9 protein-coding genes are annotated in these 18,135 nt (G+C 65.1%); 2 read left to right on the forward strand and 7 right to left on the reverse strand.

All coding sequences use genetic code 11. The annotated features are described in order from the left end of the window. Window positions 1-137: 137 nt before the first annotated feature. Window positions 138-1,778, reverse strand: coding sequence for a 3-keto-5-aminohexanoate cleavage protein (locus C2I19_RS11225; protein WP_199181151.1), 1,641 nt, complete (start codon window positions 1,776-1,778; stop codon window positions 138-140). A 914-nt stretch (window positions 1,779-2,692) separates the two neighbouring features. On the opposite strand from C2I19_RS11225, the gene C2I19_RS11230 reads away from it, so the two are divergent. Continuing rightward, complete coding sequence (locus tag C2I19_RS11230; RefSeq protein ID WP_103902781.1) at window positions 2,693-3,901, forward strand: hypothetical protein; 1,209 nt, start codon at window positions 2,693-2,695, stop codon at window positions 3,899-3,901. Window positions 3,902-3,910: 9 nt separating this feature from the next. Here the strand turns inward: C2I19_RS11230 and C2I19_RS11235 are convergent, their stop codons facing one another. The 5 genes from C2I19_RS11235 to C2I19_RS11255 all read right to left on the reverse strand — a co-directional run bounded on the left by C2I19_RS11235 (window position 3,911) and on the right by C2I19_RS11255 (window position 15,804). Further along, window positions 3,911-5,029: a MalY/PatB family protein gene (locus C2I19_RS11235; protein WP_103902782.1), complete on the reverse strand. Its 1,119-nt coding sequence runs from the start codon at window positions 5,027-5,029 to the stop codon at window positions 3,911-3,913. Between the two features lie 171 nt (window positions 5,030-5,200). Then, a complete protein-coding gene (locus C2I19_RS11240; RefSeq protein ID WP_233201167.1) occupies window positions 5,201-5,977 on the reverse strand; it encodes an AraC family transcriptional regulator in 777 nt (258 codons plus the stop codon). A 160-nt stretch (window positions 5,978-6,137) separates the two neighbouring features. Further along, window positions 6,138-8,381 carry a M9 family metallopeptidase gene (locus tag C2I19_RS11245; protein WP_103902783.1) on the reverse strand — a complete coding sequence of 748 codons (2,244 nt, stop codon included), beginning with the start codon at window positions 8,379-8,381 and terminating at the stop codon, window positions 6,138-6,140. 141 nt (window positions 8,382-8,522) lie between these two features. Next, the gene (locus C2I19_RS11250; RefSeq protein WP_158253695.1) at window positions 8,523-10,259 is read right to left on the reverse strand and encodes a GGDEF domain-containing protein; all 1,737 of its coding nucleotides are present in this window, start codon (window positions 10,257-10,259) and stop codon (window positions 8,523-8,525) included. A 358-nt stretch (window positions 10,260-10,617) separates the two neighbouring features. After that, window positions 10,618-15,804 (reverse strand): PAS domain S-box protein, encoded by a 5,187-nt coding sequence (locus C2I19_RS11255; RefSeq protein ID WP_158253696.1) that lies wholly within the window; start codon window positions 15,802-15,804, stop codon window positions 10,618-10,620. 168 nt (window positions 15,805-15,972) lie between these two features. On the opposite strand from C2I19_RS11255, the gene C2I19_RS11260 reads away from it, so the two are divergent. Then, on the forward strand, window positions 15,973-17,079 hold the full coding sequence (locus C2I19_RS11260; RefSeq protein WP_103902786.1) for a response regulator: 1,107 nt from the start codon (window positions 15,973-15,975) through the stop codon (window positions 17,077-17,079). A 17-nt stretch (window positions 17,080-17,096) separates the two neighbouring features. Here the strand turns inward: C2I19_RS11260 and C2I19_RS11265 are convergent, their stop codons facing one another. Then, window positions 17,097-18,122 (reverse strand): magnesium transporter, encoded by a 1,026-nt coding sequence (locus C2I19_RS11265; RefSeq protein ID WP_103902787.1) that lies wholly within the window; start codon window positions 18,120-18,122, stop codon window positions 17,097-17,099. Between the last annotated feature and the right edge of the window lie 13 nt (window positions 18,123-18,135).

Below are 18,135 nucleotides of genomic sequence, written 5' to 3' on the forward strand. Positions count from 1 at the left end.
CACAATGGAATAATCGGCATGTGCTGGTTATAGATGGGGGAGGAGGGATGTCAAGACTGCGTCGCGACGCGCCGGAGGGAAGGCGCTAGCTGACCCTGCCGAGCCGATGCCGCCGGCTCGACAGGAGAGAGGGAGACTTAAATGGTTTCTGCGTCTGCCGGCGCAGCCGCGGCCAAGGCTGGCTGGACACGCATGTCGAGGTCGCGGCGAACTTCTTCCGCGCTCAGGATGCGGTAGCCTTTATCCTCCAGCTCCAGGCGCAAGGCCTTGACCTGCTCCGCCGTGCCCCGCGCTTTTCGAATGCCGCCGGGAACCAAAGGGTCTAGCAGATTCAGTCCATCCTCCAGCCCCACCCGGATGCCGTCGAGCTGGAGCGCGATGGCGACGTCGGCGAGGATGGCGTGCATGGCACCCGGGAATAGCAGCGAAATCCGGCAGTTTAGGAAATGCCGGCGCAGCGTTTCCACCGTGGGGCGGAGTTGGTCCGCGGCCAGCCGCGCCGCGGCCGCCGTGGCGGTTTCCTCTTCTTGCAACAGCAGCTTGGCGATTTCCTTTCTCGACGCGCCGCCGATCAGCGAGTCGTCGTCCAGTTCGCCGCTGACTGGATCGCGGCGGTGTTGGTCGACGCCGGCCACCAGCATGAACAGAACCGGCAAGCCGCTTTCTTCCAATGGCTTGCGGTAGAGTGTGACGGCATTTTCGGTGATGGTGTGGTTGAACACTTCGATTTCCGGCCGAACCCCCGCCTGCCTGAAGTGGCGGAGTTGCTCCGCGAGGAAGGCATTGGGATTATCGTAGCCGCCGCCAACCTGGAACACGACAGCGCCGGGACTCAGCGAGGCGATTTCCGGCGCGGCTGCGCCTGCGTACGGTTTCAGATGGGCTCGGCGCAGGGGGCTTTGCGATGCCGAGCGATCGCCGCGGGCGCTGGTGGACAGGTTCAGCAGCGTTTCCGGCGCGGCCCGGCGCATGGCCGGAACGATGTCTTCGTATTGCTCCAGCACGATCTGGTTGCGTTGCGAGCCGGTGGCTATGTCCGCGCCCAGGCCGGGGATGCGCAGCGAGGAGAGGTCCTGCATGTCGCGCGTGTGCAGATGGATGACAGCGGCGCCGGCGAGAGCGGACTGCGTCGAATCGGACACGATGCGTTCCGTCGTCAAGGGCAGGTGCGGGCTGCGGGCCTTGCCGGGTTGCCAGAGCCCGGGTTCGCATACCCCCCAGCCTGCTTCAAGCAAGGCATTGAAAACTGCCGGCGCGTCGCTCCTGATCTGTTCGACCATGTCCGCCGGGAGGTAGCTGCTGAGGCGCTCAAGCCTCCACTCCAGATCGCCATGCATATTGCATTCCCAGCCGAAGGTGGTGAGCAGCAGAACGAGCTGGCGTTGCAACTGGCGCGAAGACAAGCTTTCCAGCAGCGCGCGCGGGAGTAGGCAGGCACGGCTCATGTCGGCCTGGGGGCGGGGCGATTGCCAGACGCCGTTGCCGACGCGCCAGCCGGCGGCTTCCAGCGCGTGGAAGCTTTTGGCCTGCTGGCTTTCGTTCAGGCGAGCGAAGTCGTCGCGGCGCAAGCATTCGTCGTAGCCAGCTTGCAGCAGCAGGCCGCCCGCAGGCGCGGTCTCCCAGCCTTCCCGTTTCAGGATTTGCAAGGTTTCGGCGATCTTGGCGTCGGGAACGAGGTTGTCCAGAAGCAGGCCGGAGATGAATTTCGGCTCGAGCGGGTCCAGATATTTGGGGACGGCGCCGACCGGCGCGGCAGTGATGTAGAAAGCTTTGCTCATGATTTTCCCTGTATATGGCAAGCATTGCGGGTTTGCGGCGCATGGGTTGCTTTGTGCTGGTCCGATTGCCGCCCCATGAGCGCGGGCATGGCGACGCGCCAATATCGGGCATGACTTCACAATGCGGAGAGCACGCTTTTTTCCTGAGCAAAGAGGCGAACGATTCATGACGTGGACTGGACGGGCTCGATCAGTGGTCGGATGGGTTGGGCCGTCTGTCATTTCTTTGATTTGTGGCTTGGATTATGATTTGCCGTTTATTCCATTTGAATTAAATTTTTATAAAACTGATTTTCTCGTGGATGGTGTCGTGCAGAATGTCATGTTGAAAATTACTATTCATCCAATTGTTTTTATTTGTACTTGATTTTAATTATTTGTTTTTCTTGATATTTTCCCAGATGAAATTTGCAGTAGTCTGATTTGTGGCCATGAAAAAGTATTTTTGATTCAGGCTGGTATTTAGGATGGTTGACTTATATTTGTTGTGTTTTTGCCTGTTTGAGGGTTATTTATTTTTGAGAGGTATTTAAACGTATTTCTATTTTTGATTGTTATTTCTTATTTTGTCTGCAAAAAATTGTTTTTATTGAATTGTCGACTTTATGCTTATTCGTACGTGATGATTTCGGGCTTGGCCAAGCCGTTCCCCTCAGGTATTTCCCATTGACTTTTTTTCGCCGCATTTTCTATGCGGGCGGGCTATAGAGGATGGGCCGCTGATTCTTTTCTGTCCCGCCGCGCCAGCTGCCGTAGGCGGCATAAATTTTGCGATAGCCAGGGAGGATGCGATGTCTAGTCATAGTGAAAGCCAGGCTTTGGATGCGCCTTACGCGGAAGAGCGGGATGACGGGAGCGCCGGGAGTCGAAAGGCTGGGAATCCGCTGATCGGCCGGCGGTTGGGAGGCACGATCATGCTGCTCAGCCTGGCGCTGTCCCTGTCCCTGGGCGCCGGACTGAAGCTGCCTTTGATCCTGGCCGTGATCGCCGGCGGGCTGACGCTGTTCGTGGTCATGCTGGCGGCCACGCCCTACTTGCGCTTCATCGATCATGGCTGGTGGACGCGCTACGACGAGTTCGGCAATCAGCTATGGGGCGATGCCCTGTCGCAATACCTGTGGCACTTCTGGCACCGGCGGGCCGAAGCGGCGGGCGCGCTGGCCGGGCAGGGACAGCCGACTGCCGATGCCCGGCAAGGCGTGAAGGCAGGGGAGCTGTTCGGCGCCATCTACCGCGAGCAATACGGGCCGGACGCCTTCATGGTGCCGCTGGCGCTGCTGTTGTGCGTGGTGTTCCTCGAGGCCAATTACGTCGTGTTGTTTCCGCTGAAGGAAATGCTGCCAGGTGGGCATCCCTTGTCCGGCTATCTGGCGCAGTTCGGACATTTCGAACTGCAGGCCAGCGCGATGAGCGGCGCCTACATGTTCGTGGTGGGCGACGCGGTGAACAGCGTGCGCAAGCGCTGTCTGAACGTGGCGGATGTCTACTGGTACGCGCTGCGCATGCTGCTGGCGGTGCCCATCGCTTATTCGGTGACGCTGGCTTTGCCTGACAATGCCGCGGTGGGCGTGGCCTTCGCGCTGGGCGCGCTGCCGATAGACAGCATCATCAAGCTGTTGCGCAGGCTGGTGAACAGCAAGCTCGATACCGGCGAAGAGGAGCAGCCGGACCAGTTGGTCAAGCTGGACGGCGTCACCGCGGCCATCGCCAGCCAGCTGGAGGCGGAGGGCGTGGGGTCTATCGATGAGTTGCTGGGCATGGACCCGGTGTTGCTGTCCATCCATACCGGGCTGCCGTTTCGCTTCATCCTGCGGCTAGCGTCGCAAGCCATCGTGCGCCGGCACTTGGGCGACGCCGCCTTCTCACTGGCGGCGATAGGGCTGGCCGATGCGACGTCCATCCATTGCTTGGCACGGCGGTTGAGAGAGGCGCGCGCGCAGGGGCGGAGCGACGAGGCGGCGGACAAGATTCTGGACGATGCCTGCCAGCTGCTGCGTTCGGTGTCCAATGCCGCCTGGCCGGACCGGGCCTCGGTTGAGTTCGCGTTCAGTAACATCGCCGATTGCGCCTACACCGGCCTGCTGATGTCCGCCGGTCTGGACCGGATGCCGGCGCATGGCTGAGCAAGCCGGCTACAGCAGCGGTCGCATCCGGCGCAAGGCCGCTTCCAGTGTGGCGGGCGGGCAGCCGAAGTTGAGCCGCAGCCAGCCGGGCGCGCCGAAGTCCCGGCCATCGGCCAGGCCCACGCCGGCCCGCTCGAACGCGGGCATCGGCCGTTCAGGATGCACGGCGCGGGCATCGAACCAGGCCAGATAGGTGGCCTGCGGCGGAATCAGCGGCAGCCGTCCGCCGGCTAAGGCCTGGACAATGGCGTCGCGGTTGTCGCGCAGAACGGCCAGCAGCGCCTGCCGCCATGGCTCGCCCTCGCGGTAGGCCGCTTCAGCCGCGACATAGCCCAGCGCGCCCGGCGGCGGAACCCGGTGGGACATTTCGTGGCGAAAGCGGCGGCGCAGCCCCGTGTCCGGAATGATGGCGAAGGCGCAGCCCAGGCCCGCCAGGTTCCAGGTTTTGGACGGCGACATCAGCGTGATGGTCCGCGCGGCGAAGTCCGGGTCGACGGCGGCGAGCGGCTGGTGGCGGCGGGTCCCCAGCAGCAGATCGCAGTGGATTTCGTCGGAGCAGACGATCAAACCACGTCGTTTGGAGAATGCGATCAATTCCGCCAGCTCGGCCTCGTCCCAGCAGCGGCCGGTGGGGTTGTGCGGATGGCTCAGCAAAAGCAGTTTCGCGCCCGCCGCGGCATTTTCCATGGCCTGCCAGTCCCATCGCCAGCGTCCATCGAGGAGTGCCAGCGGCGCGGTGGCGAGGGCGCGACCGGCCAGCGCCGGCGCTTTCAAAAACGGCGGGTAGATGGGCGTGGCGGTCAGCACGGCGTCGCCTGGTTCGCCCACTGCGCGGCAGGCCAGACTCAGCGCCGGCACCAGGCCGGGCAGCCAGGTCAGCCAGTCCGCTTCCACTGTCCAGCCATAGCGGTCCTGCAAGTGCTGCTGCGTAGCGTCGACCAGCGAGTCTGGGGCATGGGTGTAGCCGAATACGCCATGATCTATCCTGCGACGCAATGCATCGAGGATGGCCGGCGCGGCGGCGAAGTCCATGTCCGCCACCCACATCGGCAAGATATCGCGGCCGGCGTATTTGTCCCATTTTTCGCTGGCGGTGCCGCGGCGGTCCGGCGGGCGGTGGAAATCCATGGCGAGTCTTGTCTGTGCTTGGATGTTGGGCGTATCGCCAGTATGGGCGCCGCGCATCGTCCGTTCGCGGTTATTTTGCGGAATCGATATTGGCTTGGCGCAGGTCGGGCTTGAAACGCTGCCTGTCGCAATGCATTCGCCGCCAGAGACATGACGGAGCAGGGTGCCTGTCTACAGAGGCCTTGCGCGTGCCGGAGGCCCTGCGGAGTCGCTGAGCCTGAGCTTGAGTTGGCGCGGACTCAGGCCCAGCAATTGGCGGCAAAGCCGGTTCAGGGCGCTCTGGTCCGAGAAGCCGCAGGCGGCGGCGATGTCGGCCAGCGACTCGCTGCCGCGGCGGATAGCGTGGCAGGCCGCGTCCATGCGGGTGCGGCGAATGAAATCGCCGGTGCGCAGTTGGAATACTCGTTTCATCCGCCGGTCCAGCTGGCCTATGCTGAGGCCGGATAGTTCGCACAGTTCCTCCAACCGCAGCGACCGATGGTAGTGGGCCTGGATGTGGTCGACGCAGGCGGCGAAGCGCTCGTCCAGCAACCTTTCTCGGGTGAGGTCGGCCAAGTCCTTGGAAATGCACACCAGTCCCAGCAAGCGTCCGTCCGGATGCAGCAGCGGCTGCTTGCTGGTCAGGCACCAGCCAGGCGCGCCGTCCGGATAGATGGTGAGGTCCAGACGATTGCGCAGGGGCAGGCGCTCGCTGAACAGCGCCTTGTCCTGCTCGCGATAGCGGTTGGCCATGGACTGGGGGAACAGCTCGTGGGCGGTGCGGCCCTCGGCCTGGGCACGGTCGCGCAGCGCGCAGCGCGGCACGCAGCCTTCGCTGATGGCCAAGTAGTGGCTGTCTGGATCTTTGACCGAGAACACCACATCGGGCAGATGGTCGAACAGCGCGGCCATGGACCGGGCGGCGGCCAGGTCGCAGATCAGATGCGGCTGCTGCATAGGCATGTGCATGTGAAACGATCCTTGCGCAAATATCGCAGCCGAGGCGGCGAGAGGGCTATGCTGTTTGATTATTCCGACAGCATTTATTTAAGGCAAGATGGATCATTTGTATGCGTTTTGCAAGAAATGCCGCGACGGCCATGCGCCGTCGCGGCCCTGCTCGCTTAACTTACTCGTAGCTAGCGCTGACGGAGACGTTGGCGTAAGGCTGCTTCGCCTGCAGCGTCAGGTAGTACCAGTGTCCGGCCTGCGGCGCCGGGATGCTGACGGACTCCTCGTTGCCGGCGCTTGCCGAAGCGTAGTCATAGTTGGAGGGCGTCGGGTAGCGATCCATGGCCACATACAGGTCCACGTCGCCGCTGCCGCCGCTGGTCCAGAGCTTCAGGTTGCGCGCGCCGGCCGGCAGCAGAATGGTGGCGTAGGATGCGCCGGACGAGGTCAGGCCGGAAATCGAGCAGTTCTTGCCCAGCCGTTCTGGATAGGCCTCGTGGCAGGCCGGCAGGCCGGTGGTCGGCGGCAAGGGCGGCTGGCCGGCCGTGGTGGCGTTTTGCGCCCAGGCGGCGAACTCATTGTCGTAACGGCTGCCGATCTGCCGCATCAGGCTCATATAACCATTCGCGTAGTCGCCCTTGCGCCACAGGGGCAGCATGGCGTCGATGTCGGCGCGGTGGCGCTCGAACATGAAGCGGGTGGCCATATAGCCCCAGCGGTAGGCTCGGGTGACGTAATCCGCCATGTCATAGGTGTTGCCGTAGATCTGACTCAACTGGTAAGTGCCGGTCTTGGCGATATCGATGGCGGTCTGGTTGTCGTTGCGCAGCGACAGGTATTCGGCCAGGCCTTCTATCCACCATACCGTCGGTTGCTGGGTGGCGGTGGCGAAGTCGCCGTACATGTCGAAGCGGCCGTCCAGATAGTGGATGTATTCATGTTCCAGGTTCCACACCTTGAACACCGGGCGCAGCCATGACGCTTCGTGGGCGATGAAGCGGGCCTGGTTGTTCGGATCGGCCGGATTGCCTTCCAGATACATTCCGCCGTTGTCGGTGGAGATGCCGTAGATCACGCCGGCGTACTTGGAGTAATTGTTGTAGTCGTCGAACACCACCACTTCCAGCGAAGTGTTGTTGTCGTTGGCGACCGGCTGGTTATGCGTTTGCAGCATCTGGTGGAAGTAGGATTCCTCATTTTGCAGCAGCGCGCAGGAGGCCTGCATCTGGTCCGTGGTCATCTCCTGGGACCGGATATGGATGGTGGGGCTGCAGGTATAGCGATTGACCAGGATGGCGTCGGCAAGCTTGGTTTCGAAGTTGCAGGTGCCGTATTCCGAGCAGTTGGCGTTGTCGTAGTACTTGACCGCTTCCGCCGCGGCCAGCCACAGCTCGTTGTCGGCGCCGGTCATGCTGCTGCCGGCGAGTATGGCCTTGGCTTGCGGCTTGATCGCGGGCAGCAGCGCCGGATACTGCATGAAGCGCAGCCCTTCACGCGTGGCGTCGCCCAGCTGGAAGGCGGTTTCGGTGCCGATCAGGCTGGCCTTGTCGGCCTGGACGAACTGAGTCAGCGCGGCCGAATAGCTGCCGTCGCTCTGCAGCAAGGGCACGGACGCGCTGCGGCCGTGGGCGTAGAACAGCACGGTCAGCGCGCCGGTGAAGCCTTGGCTGGCCGTGGTTTCACGCAAGCCTTGGGCGGCGTTGGGATTGGCCGCGGTGTTGGTGTAGCGCTGGACGATGGTGCGGATGGACGGCAGGTAGTAGGCCTCGTCCGCCATATTGGTGACCAGCGTCATCACCTCGTGGGCCGTCGTCGGCGCCTGGGCATTGGCGGAGAACAGCGTTGCGCCGTCCGCCAATTGCTTGATGCCGGGGCGCAGCGTCGATTGCAGATTGGGATCGAGCGCCGGCAGCGTATTGGCGCTGGCCAGGTAGTAGCCGGCGCGCAGGTACAGCGTCAGATTCACCAGCGCCATGGACGAGGCGTTGTAGGCGGCGGCTTCCTGGGCGAAGCGGCCGGCCACGGCGTTCAGGTTGCCGGCGCTGTAAATGGTGGAAGCCAGATTTTTGTCCAGGGCGAACAGGCCGTAGGTGCAGGTGTAATCTGGCAGGCTGACTAGGTAGTTGGCCAGGTCTGCGCCGCTGTGGCTGGCCAGCGCGCTCATGTCCTGGCACTGCGGCGTGGCGGTGTGGGCGATCAGTTTTTTCAGCGGCCGGCCGATTTTGGCGCGCTTGTCTTGCAGGTGGTAGCGCGACTGGAAATCGCTTGGCGGCACATTTCGCCATAGCCGCGGCGCGGCTGGCTGGCGTGGTTTGGCTTGGGACTGGTGCGGCATTTTATAGGTCTTGGGCGCGGCTTCGGCCACTGCGGGCAGCGAGGCGGCCAGGGCCAGGCACAGCGCCGCGAGAGAGAGTCTTCGCATGTTTGTCTCCGGAAGATCAGGGCGTTTCCCTGACGGAAAAAAGCATGCCAAGCCTCGGCCCGGCTTTCTTGGCGCGTCTTCGCGCCTGGACGCGCAGATTTGACAAATCCGCCAGCCGCGCCTCTACGCGTGTGGCGGGCGTCAGTCGGCGACGCTCTGATTCACGCTTTCCACGCGGTTGCGGCCCTGGCGTTTGGCTTGATACAGAGCATCGTCGGCGGCGGCCAGCAAGTGCTCCAGAGAGTGGCGGTCGGTGTCCAGCGAGGCGATGCCGAAGCTCGCGGTGACAGGCAGCGTCTGGCCGGAAGGCAGCCGCAACGGCGCATCCTCGATGCGGGCGCGCAGCCGCTCGGCCAAGGTCCGTCCGACGGAGCCTCCGCCGGCCAGGATGATGAACTCTTCGCCGCCGTAGCGGCCTATCAGATCGTTTTCGCGGCAGGTTTGCGCGGCGATGGCGGCGATGTGGCACAGCACCGCGTCGCCTGCGTCGTGGCCATAGTTGTCGTTGACCTGCTTGAAGAAATCGATGTCGAACAGGATGAGCGTGGCGGATTCGCCGTGCAGGCGAGCGCGCGCGATTTCAGCGTGAGCGGCCTGGGTGAAGGCGCGCCGATTGGCGATGCCGGTCAGGAAGTCCACCCGCGAAATCTCCGTCAACTCCTCGATCAGGCGCTGTTTTTCCTGTTCCAGCGCGTGCCGCTCTCGGCTGCGCGCGCGCAGCGTTTCGATGGCGCCCAGCACTTTGCCCACTTCGTCTGCGCGGCGCGTGGTCGGAATGGCGACATCGAGACGGCCATGGGCGAGGTCGGTCAGCAAACCGGAGGCCGTCAACATGGGTTTGACGACGCGCCACCGAATGAAGCCGATCAGGGCCAGTTGTGCCAGCAGGGCGACGACGCCCAGCGCTACGGCATAGACCAGGTGCAGCCGCGCGGCGTCTTGTCGCGCGCGCGCTTCGTTCAGCGCGGATTGCATCATGGCATCGCGCAGGCCGGAGATGGAGGCCAAGGTGGGGACGAAGCGTGCGACAAAGCTTGCGGTGCCTATGGGGACAGGCTGGCCGCGTCTGCTGGCCGCCTCGCTGTTGTCCACCAAGGCCAGCCCCTGGCGGAAATAGCTTGCTTCCATGCGGTCGACCGCGCGCAGCGTGGCAGAGGAGGTGGTGGGCAGGCTATTGCGCAGACGGATGTCGTCCCTCAACTGGAAGATGCGGCCGCGCAACTCGTCTATGGCTTGCATTTCCTGCGCGGTCAACGGCCTGTGCTGGGCCATGGCGGCAGTCAGGTGGGAGCCGATGCGGCCGCCGTACTCGCGCAGTTCGGCGGCCCGCAACGCGCCGTTCAGTTGCGTGGCCAACTGTGGATGGCAGTTGATCGCGCGAGTGGACAAGGTGCTGACGGCCTGCAGGGTCGCCGGCACCACTTCGAACATGCGGCGCACGGCGTCGGTAATGCGCTGGGCATCGCGTTCAGGCAAACGGGCGGCCGCGTCCACATCGCGCCGCGCCAGGGTCAGCAATTGCCGGGCCTGTCGCGCCGAAGCCTCCGCTTGCCGGTATTCCGGCGCCTCCGAGGGGGCCAGGGCGGCTTGCAGGGCGAGCAAGGCCTGATCGCTGTCCCGGCGGACGAGGCGCAGGCGTTGGCCTATGCCGGGGAAGTCCGGCGAGGAGAGCAGCACATTGGTGGGGCCGCGCTCGAATGACACACTCTCCGCCGCGTTCATGGCCAGTTGAACCACTTGCAGCGTGGATAGGGCGTCGTGGGTCGTCTGGTAGACGGACCACTCGCCGTCTATGATCCAGGCCAACGGCAGGCAGGTCAGCAGGAAGAGGACGGCGGAGGCGAGGGCGAATAATCTGGACAGGCGCATGGGCTTCATTCAATCGTCGCGGGCCGGCAGACGGCGCGCGTTTACGATTGAGTATATGCGCAGTGATTGTCCTGTTGCGAACTTTACCGCGCTGCCCCGCAGGCGCCTGACGCTTATTCGGGCTTGGGCGGCGGGCTGGGCGCCGGTTTGCCGCGGGCGGCCTCCTGCTGTCGGCGCTGGGCGGCGGCGGCAATGCGCGGGTTTGAGCGTCCGACTCCTCCCGGATCAGGAGCAGTCTGGCCATGGTTTGGGCCTGGCCATCACGCGGCGCGCGATTCAGGCGCATGGCCGCGAGGTCCGCGCGGCCAACCGTCCAGACGGCGGCCTGCCGGCGGAGATGCGCCTGCCCGCCGCGGTTTCGCGCCCCTCATGCGTCGCCGGCCGGCGGACCCGCTCGCAGCGCGCGCAACTCGGCCAGGGCCGCGGCGAAATCGAATGCCCGCATGGCGCGCTCCAGCCGGAGCAGGGATGCTTCGGGGCCGACGCCGCGCAGCAAGGGCTGGCAGTCGCGAAACAGGGCGTCGGCGGCGAAATCGCCGTTCGCCAGCGCGGCTTCCAGTGTTTGAAGCGCGGCATCGCGCTCGCGGCCGGAGACGGCCATCTCCCGGGCGGCTCCGCCTGACGGGCCCAGCGCGGCCAGATCGGCCGACAGCCGGGCGAGCAAGGCGGCCAGCCCGTCGATTTCGCCAGCCCGGATCGCGCCATGGCGCCGCAGCTCGGCTTCTATGTCCGCCGCGGCGGTTTGCACGGCGACCAGTCCTAGCATGCCGCCGCTGCCCTTCAGCGTATGGGCCAGCCGCAGCGCGGCCTCGCCGTCGTTTTGCTCGAGCAGCGCGCGCAGCCGCTGGGCATCGCCGCCATGCGCGTCGAGGAAGCGGCTCAGCATGGCGCGATACTTGTCGAGCTTGCCGCCCAGGCAGGACAAACCCTGTTCCAGATCCAGGCCGTCGATGGCGGCCAGGCGCGCGCGCAGGCTGTCGCCTGGCGACGGCTCGGTCTGCCCGGCGGCTGGCGCGGGGGCGGCCGGCAGCCAGCGGCGCAACGCGTCGAACATCTGGGCCGGCTCCACCGGCTTGGCCACGAAGTCGTTCATGCCGGCGGCCTGGCAGGCCGCGCGGTCCTCGGCGAAGGTGCTGGCCGTCATCGCGAGTATGGGCACGGCGGCGCCCTCCGGCCGCGCGCGGATGCGGCGCGTGGCTTCCAGACCGTCCATGCCAGGCATCTGCATGTCCATCAGGATCAGCGCGTAGTCATCCGGCTGCGCCAAGAAGCGGGCGACGGCGGAGGCGCCGTCGACGGCGGCGTCGGCCTGCAGGCCGACGCTTTGCAGCAGCGCCTCCGCCACTTCCCGGTTGATGTCGTCATCCTCGGCCAGCAAGACGCGCAGGCCGCTCCAGCGGGCTGGCGGCGGGATTTGGGCGGACGGCGGCGCGGAGAGCGGCTGCGCGCTCCTGGCCAGACGAGCGGTGAACCAGAAGACGCTGCCTTGTCCCGGCTGGCTCTGCGCGCCGGCCTGGCCGCCCATCAGCTCGGCCAGGCGCTTGGTGATGGCGAGGCCTAGCCCGGTGCCGCCGTAGCGGCGGGTGGTGGAGGCGTCGGCCTGCTCGAAGGCGTTGAACAGCCGCGCCAGGGTTTCCGGATCTATGCCTATGCCGCTGTCGCTGACTGAGAAGCGGACCAGCATGCCGGCGGGGTCTTCTTCCAGTACTTCAATGCGCAGCGCGACTTCGCCGCGCTCGGTGAACTTGACCGCGTTGCTGATCAGGTTCAGCAGGCACTGGGTGAGCCGGGTGGCGTCGCCCCTGACCGGCAGCGGGCCTGGCGGACCTTCCAGCCGCAGCCGCAGGCCCTTGGCTCGGATCTGCTCCATCACCATGCCGGCGGCGGCGGCCGGCAGTGCGGCGAGGTCGAAATCGCTCAGCTCCAGCGTGAGTTTGCCCGCCTCGGTCTTGGACAGATCCAGGATGCCGTTGATCAGGCTGAGAAGATGGCGGGCCGAGTGGTCTATGGCATCCAGCCGGTGTCGCTGCGCGGCGGGCAGGCCGGCCTGGCGCAGCAGGTAGACCATGCCCAGTATGGCGTTCATCGGCGTGCGGATTTCGTGGCTCATATTGGCGACGAAGGCGGATTTGGCGGCATTGGCGCGTTCCGCTCCCTCCTTGGCTTGCACCAGCGCTTGTTCCGCCTCTTTGCGCCGGCTGATGTCGGTGAGGAAGGCGATGGTCCGCGCCGGCGCGTCGCCCTCGCCGTCGGCGTAATACAGCGTGACTTCCACTGGGATATCGGCGCCTTGGCGCGTCCGCACCGCGCTTTCGAACTGGGCGCGATGCTCGATGCGCAGGCGCTCGATGGCGGCGTGGAAGGCCGCCGGCGGGAAGTTGGGGTCGATGTCGGGGACAGACAGCTCCAGCATTTCCGCTTCGCTGTAGCCCAGCATGTTGGCGGCATGGCGGTTGGCGTAGACTAGGCGGCCGCTTTCCGGATCCACCCACTGGATGGCGATGCCCACGCTGTCCATCGCGAACTGGGTCAGTTGCAGCCGGGCGTGGGTTTCCCGCACTTCTGCTGTGCGCGCTTCGACCAGTTCTTCCAGGTGCTGGCGGTAGGTGTCCAGCTCCCGGCCCAACCGTTTTTTCTCGGTAATGTCCTCTTGCAGCGCCAGGTAGTGCGAGACGCTGCCGTCGGCTTGGCGGATGGGCGCGATGGAGGCGAATTCCACCAGTTCCGCGCCGTTCTTGCGCCGGTTGAACAACTCTCCCTTCCACGGCAGGCCTTGGCTTAGATGGCTCCACAAGTCGGCATAGGTCTCGCGCGGGGTATGGCCGGAGGACAGCAGCTTGGGATTGCGGCCTATCACCTCGCTCGCCTCGTAGCCCGTATTGCGGGTGAAGGCGGCGTTGACGTATTCGATGCGGGCCTGCAGATCGGTGATCATGATGCTTTCCGGGCTTTGCTCGACGACCAGGGACAGCTTGCGGATTTCGTCCGCCGCGAGGCGGCGCTCGGCGATGTCGCGGCAGGCGCCGTACAGGGTGCCGTCCGGCAGCCGGATGGCGTTGATCTCAACGGGTACCAGATCGCCGCCCCGCCGTTTCAGCATCAGTTCGGTGGTGATATGCTCGCCGGCCAGCAGCGACTGGAGGACCTGCGCGGCATGGGCCGCGTCCTGCGCCGGCGTGAGGTCGGCGATGTGCAGCGCCAGCAGTTCCGCCTGCGTATAGGCCAGCAGCTCGCAGGCCTGGTGATTGACGTAGACATAACGGCCTTCGGTGTCGGCGACGAACACCGCGTCGGCTGCGTGGTCCAGCACGGTCTGGTAGCGCGCCTGGCTTTCCGCCAGCGCCCGGCTTTTCTCATGCAGCGGCCTGAGGTCGGCGTAAGTGGCGACAAAGCCCTCCAGCGCGCCGGACAAGTCGTGGATGGCGGAGACCGAAACGTAGACGGGAATGGCTTGTCCGGCGCGATTGATACGCGTCAGCTCTCCGGCCCAGCTGCCGACGGACAGGATGCGGGCATTGAGCGAGTCGCGCTGCGCGAGTTCGCCCGGCGCGGTGAAGCGGCTGGCCGGCGTGCCGGCCAGCTCGGCGGCCTCATAGCCCATCAAGTCGACGAAGGCCGGATTGGCGTAGGTGATGCGCTCCGCGGCGTCAGTCATCAGGATGGCCTGGGCCGACTGCGCCAGCGCCTCGGCCAGGCGGTGGGTCTCGCGCTCGGCCTGTTTGCGCAGGGTGATGTCCTCGGTGTAGATCATAATGCCGCCTACTTGGCCGTCCCGCGTCCGCCATGGACGCACCTCCCACTTGAGCCATTGCACAGCGCCGTTCTGGCGGACGAAGCGGTCATCGTCGGCATGCAGCACTTCGCCCGCCAGGCCGCGCTTATGCGCCTCGCGCCAGTCCGCGGGGATTTCCGGAAACAGATCGTAGTGGCTGCTGCCTATGATTTGCCGCCCGGTGAGCCCGTAGTCATTGCGCCAGCGCTGGCTGACCGCGAGATAGCGCATGTCGCGGTCGAACATGGCCAGCGCGGCGGGAGCGTGCTCGACAAACAGCTGCAGCTTCTCCTCGCTCTCGCGCAGCGCCAGCTCGATATGCTTGTGATCGCTGATGTCCTGCATCGCGCCGCGAACCTCGATTACCTTGCCGTCCTCGATCAGGGGCCGTCCCAGCGTGCGCACCCATTTGCGCCGGCCGGCGGCGGAGGTCAGCTCCAGCTCCAGATCATACGATTCGCCATGTTCGACGGCGCGCTGGACGGCAGTCTCTATCTTGCCGCGCGATTCTCCCTGGTAATAGGCCAGGCCCATGGCGACATTGGGCTGCGTGTCTTCCTGTAGGTCGTGGATGCGCGCCACTTCGGACGTCCAGCCGCCCTGGCCGGTGGCAGGGTCGAACCACCAGCCGCCTATGCCGGCGATGGCGCTCATATCGCGCAGCAGCGCCATTTGCTCCGCCAGCTGTTTTTCCAGCAGCTGGCGCTCGGTGATGTCGGTAGCGATGCCGCAAATGGCGTAGCTTTCGCCGCGCTCGTCGCGCAAGGGGAACTTGACGGATAGATAGGTGTGCGGGCCATCGGCTTGCGGTACTTGCTCTTCCAGCTGTATCGGCTGGCCGGCGACTAGAGCGTCGCGGTCCGCTATCACGAAGCGCTCGGCCTCTGCAGCGGGGAACAGGTCGTAGTCGGTGAAGCCGCGTTGCAGGGCGTTGTCCAGACGGAAGATTTCGGCGAAGCGGCGGTTGATCAGCAGATAGCGGCCGACCAGGTCCTTGACGAAGATCACCGCAGAGGAGTTGTCCATGATGGCTTGCAGCAGCGCGTGCTGCTGCTTCAGCTCGCTGGCCACTTGCTTGTCGGCGGACAGGTCGCGAATCACCGCGCTGAACGAGGGCCGGCCGTTTTCATCCAGGTAAGCATGCCAGGACACAGAAGCTGGAAAGGCGCGGCCGCTGCCGTCGAGCAGTTTGCGCTCCACGGTTTGGTCCGCCTCCGCGTCCGAATCCAATGGCGGCGGGGGCGCGGCATCGGCCTGCAGGCCGGCCCAGCCCAATTGCCGCAGGGCGGTTTCGTCGCGGCCGAGTATGCGCTGCGCTTCGCGGTTGGCGGCCAAGATGTCGCCGGCCGAGCTCATCAGCAAGGCGCCGTACTGGCTGTTTTCGAACAGGGCGCGGTATCGTCGCTCGCCCTGCAACTGCTTGGCCGTCAGCGCCTGGCGCCGGGCGCGCTGGCTGTAAACGCTTAGCGCCGCGCCGTTGGCCAGAAAAATCAATATGGAGAGGATGTCGGCGGGTTCGATGGCGCCGTTGTGAACGCGCAGCGGAATGAAAATCAGCCAGACCAGCAGGACGGACAGCGCGGTGGCCAGCAACCCGCCTTCCAGTCCGGCGACGAGAGCGGCGAAGAACGAGGCCGGGTAGAACAGGAACCATACGTAGGGCTGCAGGTAGGTCCATCCCATCCATTGGCAGAGCAGGGCCGCCGTCACGATAGACAGCGCCGTCGCGATTTTGCGGGCGCGGGGCGGCAATAGGCGTCTAACCTTAGACAGGATGCGCATAGGCGGCTCCATCTTGGCTCCCTGGAATCGGCAGCTTGGCTGTCGTTAATCCAGCCTAGACTACGGGCGAGCGGTATGGCCGCAGAGCCGGTTCACGTTTTTCAGCGCCTCGCGCCCAAGCGGAAAAGATCACGGTCCGCCTGCCGCGGCGGGCTTAGGGAGATGGGGATGAGCGCAGAGAGCGCAACCGTGTTGATTGTGGATGATGCGCCGGAGTGCTTGTCGGTGCTGGGCGAGTTGTTGCAGCCGCATTACCGGGTGAGGGTGGCCAATAGCGGACCGACGGCGCTGCGCTTGGCCGCGGCCGGTCCTCCGCCGGACCTGGTTCTGCTGGACATGATGATGCCGGGCATGGACGGCCGCGCCACCTTCGCCAGATTGCGGGCCGACCCGGCCACGGCCGAGGTGCCGGTGATCTTCGTCACGGCGATGAGCGAAATCAAGGACGAACTGAGCGGGCTGGAGGCCGGCGCGGTCGACTACATCACCAAGCCCATCGTGCCGCAGCTGGTGCTGGCTAGGGTGCGGATACAGCTGGAGCTGAAGCTGGCGCGGGACAGGCTGAACGTGCAGAACCGCTGGCTGGAGCGCGAAGTGGCGCGGCGGATGGAGGAGAACGATCTGACGCAGCGGGTGGCCATCCACGCGCTGGCGCGGCTGGCGGAGATGCGGGACATGGAAACCGGCAACCATCTGCTGCGCACCCAGGGTTATGTGCAGTTGCTGGGGCGGTTGCTGCAGCGCGATCCGAGCTTTCGGCCGCAACTGAGCGACTACGACATCGATCTGATGGCCCGTTCGGCGCCCTTGCACGATATCGGCAAGGTTGGCATCCCGGATCGCATTCTGCTCAAGCCGGGCAAGCTGGACGCGGCGGAGTGGGACATCATGCGCACGCACGCCAGGCTGGGCGAAGAGGCCATTGCCCAGGCGGAGCGCGACGCGGGCCGGCCGCTGGATTTTCTGGCCTGCGCCAAGGACGTGGCCGGCCATCACCATGAACGCTGGGACGGCAAGGGCTATCCGGATGGGCTGGCCGGGGAGGCCATTCCGCTGAGCGCGCGGCTGATGGCGCTGGCTGACGTGTTCGACGCGCTGATTTCCTGCCGCTGCTATAAGCCCGCGCTGGCTTTCGAGGCCGCGCGCGGGCTGATTGAGGCGGGGCGGGGCAGCCAGTTCCAGCCGGAGCTGGTGGATGCCTTCCTGGCCCATTTCGACGATTTCGTCGCCATCGCGCTATGCTATGCCGACAAGGTCGAGGGGGTGGAAGGCTAGATGCCGCCGCCTTTTCGTCAGGCCAGGTCTGTGATGACCAGCTTGGCGATGTTGAAGTAGATCACCAGGCCGGTGCCATCGATGAAGGTGGCGATGAAGGGCGCCGACACCACGGCCGGGTCTATGCGCATCTTTTTCAGCACCATGGGGATGATGGACGACACGATGGCGCTCCACACCGTGATGGCGAACAGCGTCAGGCAGACCACCATCGCCACTTCATGTCCGACGCCCAGCATCCAGGCGCGCAGCAAGCCCACCAGGCCGATGGCCAGCGCGATCATGAAGGAGGTGGTGACTTCCTTGCGCAGCACGGCGCCCAGATTGCGCAGCCCCACTTCGCCTACCGCCATCGCCCGCACCAGCGTGGACGTGATCTGGGTGCCGCTGTTGCCGCCGGTGCCTATCAGCAGCGGGATGAAGAAGGCCAGCGCGATCACCGCTTCCAGCTGCTCCTCGAACACCTGCAGGATGGTGCTGGTGTAGGCCTCGGCGGCGAACAGCAGCAGCAGCCAGGGCAGACGCTTTTTCCACAGCGCCCATGGACTGGTGTCCATATAAGGGGTGTCCAGCGGGAGGCTGGCGCCCTGGCGTTGGGCGTCGTCGGTTTCCTCGTCGCGCAGCAGCGCGGCGATCTCGCGCTCGTACAGCGCGCCGACGAGCTTGCCGTTGCTGACCACCGGCACGATGTCCAGCGCCAGGCCTTGCAGCTCCGGCGCCGCGTCGCGGCGCAAGGCGCCGGGCTCTACGGAGACATCGACCGGCAGCATCAGGGCGGAGACGAGGCGGGCGTCGTCTTTCTCCGTCAGCAAGGTTTTCAGCGACAGCCGGCCGTGCAGAAAGCCGCTTTCGTCGGTGACGAAGATTTGGGCCGGAACGTCGTCGTCGCGCAACTGGCCCAGCATGTGGGCGCGCGCCTGGCCTGCCGTCATGTCGCGGCGCAGCGTGATCAGCGCGACGCTCATGTAGGAGGCTACGGTTTCCTTCAGGTTAATGTCCGCCGCAGTTGCGGCGGCGAGGGTGTGGCTTGCGACGTAAGTCATGGTGAAAATTCCC

The organism is Chromobacterium alticapitis, assembly GCF_002924365.1.
GTDB classification, from domain to species: domain Bacteria; phylum Pseudomonadota; class Gammaproteobacteria; order Burkholderiales; family Chromobacteriaceae; genus Chromobacterium; species Chromobacterium alticapitis.